This window comes from Bifidobacteriaceae bacterium (assembly GCA_031281585.1).
Lineage (GTDB): Bacteria > Actinomycetota > Actinomycetes > Actinomycetales > WQXJ01 > JAIRTF01.
Window position 1 is genome coordinate 1 of sequence record JAITFE010000168.1, and the last position, 3,503, is coordinate 3,503.

The window sequence follows — 3,503 nt, forward strand, 5'->3', positions numbered from 1 at the left end:
TCGTGAACGGAATGACGATCACCGAGTCGCCGGTGCGCAGCGATGGGTTCTGGAAGACCAAAACGGGACGCAGCTTGCCCGAATACGCGCCGCCCGCCACAGTCACCACATCGCCGAACCGGATGGTCACCACTCGCCCCAATCGGCCCGGGCCGCGTCGAGAAACGCCATCGTGTCCCCACCACGCGGAGCCGCGGTGAGGCTGAGCGGGATGGCACCATCGCGGACCGTCTGAACCGCCAGCATTCGAACCACGGTCGGCGCGTCCAAGCCCACCGACTCAACCACTGCGGTGAAATCACGCTTCAGGCTCTCCTCCATCCGAACCGTCAGAGTCGTCGTCATTTGCCACCCTTTCGCTATCAAATCATGACGTTCGTATCGCGATATGTTACCAAATGCGCCCAAGAAGCAGACTGCGACCGCGACCATCACCGCAGAAGGCACAGCCGTCGCCCAATCGCGCTAGTCGTCGGCGCGAGGGCCAGCCGAATTCGCGGACCTATTGGTCCACGATCAGCAGTTCCACCGCCGCGACCTGCCCGGACGCGGCCGATCCGACCAGGATCGCGGCCGCGCCGGGCGTGGCGGTTGAGGGGACCTCGATCGTGCCAGTTGGACTCATGCGCCTCGTCGGCGCCCGACCGCCCTCAGCCGCCCGTGCCGGTGAAAGAGATCAAGACTGGGGTGTCCGGGGGCAGGTCCGGGGTCCGCAGGCCGCGCTCCATCAGGACGCGGCCAACTTGCACGATGCCGTCTTCCCACCACGGCGAAGCGTCCCAGGTCTGCCAGCCCAAGACCGGGCGGCTGATCGCGAGGGGCTCCACCCGGTAGCGGCGGGCCGGGTCCAACCCGACCGGGCGGAACTGGCCCGGCGGCTGTTCCGCCGATGTGGACCGGGGCACAATCGCGAACAAGGCCCGCGACTTGTCGGGAGCCACCCTGCCATGCACCCAAAAGGCGGGGTCGGGGTGGTCGGCGTGGACGGCATCGGCGGCGTGGAGGAGACCCCTCCACTGCTTGTAGACGGCGACCCACGCGGCCAACTCTTGGCGGGCGGGGGCGTCCAGGGCCCTGATGTCCCATTCGATTCCGAGGTCGCCGAACATGGCGGTGACCGCCCGCATGGCGAGGGGGAGGCTGCGGCCGGTTTGGTGGTTCGGGTCGGCGGAAATGTGCGCGCCCAGGAACTCCGGCGGGACCAGCAGGCCGGTGTGGCGCTGGATGGCCTGGCGTTCGCGGGCGTCGGTGCAGTCGGAAGTCCAGACGCGGTCGGCCCGGCTCAGAATGCCAAGGTCGACGCGCCCGCCCCCGGAGGCGCATGTTTCGATCTCCAGGCCGGGGTGCCGTTCTTTCAAGTAATCCCAGAGTTGGTAGACGGCCTCTGTTTGCGCGTGGACGCCGGCTTTGCCGGTGGCCTGGTCGCCGGGCTCCACCAGGTCGCGGTTGTGGTCCCACTTCAGGAAGGCGACCTGGTATTCGTCCACAAGGGCGTCCAGGCGCTCCTTGATGTGGGCCAGGGCGGCGGGGTTGCCCAGGTTGAGGACTTGTTGGTGGCGTGATTCGGGAGGGAGCCTCCGGCCCGCGGCCATGATCCAGTCGGGGTGGGCGCGGGCCAGGTCCGAATCGGCGTTGACCATCTCCGGCTCCACCCACAGGCCGAAGTCCATCCCCAGTTCGCGGACGCGGTCCGCCAGGGGGTGCAGGCCGTCCGGCCAGACCGCCTGGTCGACGTGCCAGTCGCCCAGGCCCGCCTTGTCGTCGCGGCGGTGGCGGAACCAGCCGTCGTCCAGGACGAACCGTTCCACCCCCACTTCGGCGAACGCCTCCGCGAGCGCGATCAGGGGCTCCAGTTGGTGGTTGAAGTAGACGGCCTCCCAACTGTTCCCGGTCACCGGCCGGGGCTGGCGGCGGCGGGCGGGCCAACCGCGGATGAAGCGGTGGAACCGCGCCGCGAGGTCGTCAAGCCCGTCGCCGTAGCCGAAGTAGACCCACGGGCTGGTGTAGCTCTGCCCCTGCTCCAGTTGGATCTCGCCCGGGAGCGGCAATTCACCGCCGGCCAGGATTCGCTCCCCGCCGGGCAGGCGTTCGGCGAGGGTGCGGTGGTTGCCGGACCACGCGGTGTGCACCGCCCAGACTTGGCCGTGCCGGAACCCGAAGCCGGGCTCCCCGGCGATCAGGAGCGGCGTCGCGTCGTGGCCGGTCCGCCCGCGCCTCCCCTCCCGCGCCCAGGTTCCCTGGGGGAACGGATGGCGCTGCGGCTCCCGCTCATGGGCCCAGTGGCCGCCGAAGTCCAGCAATTCGCCCGCCTGGCCGGGCACCGGCATTGCCAGCGTCATCCCGTCCAGGGTGTACCTGCCTTCGCCGTTGTTGGCGAGTTCGCCCCGCATCCGGATCAGTCCGCTGCCGGCCAGTTCGACCTCCAGCTTGAGGTCCAGTTCCGCGTCGGGTTCAACCGCCCGCACCACGACGGCTTGCCCGCCGCCAGCGCCAGCCTCTCCTTGGGCCCCGCGCGGCGCGGCATGCCGGGCGCTGCCCCCGCCGCCCGCTTGTTCGACCGCTTGAGTTTGGAACCGCGTGGAAAAGTCCCGCCCTCTGCGGTGCCCCGCCAGCCCAGGCGTGCCGACCCAGGAATGGGAGTTCTCTGGCAGCAGCGTCAAGGTGAATGGCTCGTCGGGCCGGTTCGGGGTCTTGCCGGGCCGGGAGGCGGGTTCAAGCGCCGCAAGGTCCTCCGGACCGAGTTCCCCCAGGTCCCGTCCCCAATACAGCACGCGCGGAAGGGCGGGGCCGGCCAGGTCCAACACCAGGGAGACGCCCCCGGCGCGCAGATGAAGCGGCGTCCCGGCGCGGCTTGGGGAATCGGTCTGCGGCCCTGTGGCCGGGGGAAACTGCATCCCGCCATTTTGCCATCGCTTCGCCGCCTTCCGATGCGGCCGGCGGCGATGCGCCAAAACGGCAAAGGCGCAAATCCGCTTTGCGCTATCATTTCCGTCATGGCTGTTTTCGTCAGCGTGCAGGATCGCGGAACCATCGCCCTGCCGGCTCGCATTCGCCAGGCCTATCACCTCAACGAGCCGGGCGCGCAGGTGGAGGTCATTGAGGAGGCGGGACGAATCGTTCTGGTGCCCAAACTGCCCGTTGACGCAGCCCAGGCATGGTTTTGGAGCGACGGTTGGCAGACAGGCGAACACCGCGCCGCACAGGAGGACGCCCAAGGCGAGGGCACGGTGTACAACTCCGCCGAAGAGTTCCTTGCCGACCTGGACTGACCCGCTGTGAAATACCGGAAGCTTCCCCAATTCCAACGCGACTGGCGTTCCCTTCCCGCGCGGGAACGCGCCTTGGTGAAGGCCTGGCTGCGCGACGAGTTCCTGCCAGCCGCCGCTGCCTGGCCGAAGAACCTGCGGTTCGAAGGCATCACCAGCGCTCCTGGCGTCTACGCGGTGACCTGGTCGTTCGCCGGACCCGATGGCCGCGCAACCTTCCACTTCGAGGAGATCGGC

4 protein-coding genes are annotated in these 3,503 nt (G+C 69.0%); 2 read left to right on the top strand and 2 right to left on the bottom strand.

Going from position 1 to position 3,503, the window contains the following annotated elements; all coding sequences use genetic code 11:
* Positions 1-126 precede the first annotated feature (126 nt).
* Positions 127-345 carry a type II toxin-antitoxin system RelB/DinJ family antitoxin gene (locus tag LBC97_16775; GenBank protein ID MDR2567669.1) on the bottom strand — a complete coding sequence of 73 codons (219 nt, stop codon included), beginning with the start codon at positions 343-345 and terminating at the stop codon, positions 127-129.
* A gap of 305 nt (positions 346-650) precedes the next feature.
* A complete protein-coding gene (locus tag LBC97_16780) occupies positions 651-2,894 on the bottom strand; it encodes an alpha-galactosidase (GenBank protein ID MDR2567670.1) in 2,244 nt (747 codons plus the stop codon).
* A 99-nt stretch (positions 2,895-2,993) separates the two neighbouring features.
* Between LBC97_16780 and LBC97_16785 the strand changes: the two genes are divergently transcribed.
* Positions 2,994-3,269, top strand: coding sequence for an AbrB/MazE/SpoVT family DNA-binding domain-containing protein (locus LBC97_16785; GenBank protein ID MDR2567671.1), 276 nt, complete (start codon positions 2,994-2,996; stop codon positions 3,267-3,269).
* Between the two features lie 6 nt (positions 3,270-3,275).
* Positions 3,276-3,503, top strand: a 228-nt coding sequence (locus LBC97_16790) for a hypothetical protein (GenBank protein MDR2567672.1), incomplete at its 3' end; no start/stop codon positions are given.

Bases quoted from the DNA above. Each gene is read 5' to 3' on its own strand.
- LBC97_16775 (MDR2567669.1), bottom strand. From the start codon at position 345: ATGACGACGACTCTGACGGTTCGGATGGAGGAGAGCCTGAAGCGTGAT.
- LBC97_16785 (MDR2567671.1), top strand. From the start codon at position 2,994: ATGGCTGTTTTCGTCAGCGTGCAGGATCGCGGAACCATCGCCCTGCCG.
- LBC97_16780 (MDR2567670.1), bottom strand. From the start codon at position 2,894: ATGCAGTTTCCCCCGGCCACAGGGCCGCAGACCGATTCCCCAAGCCGC.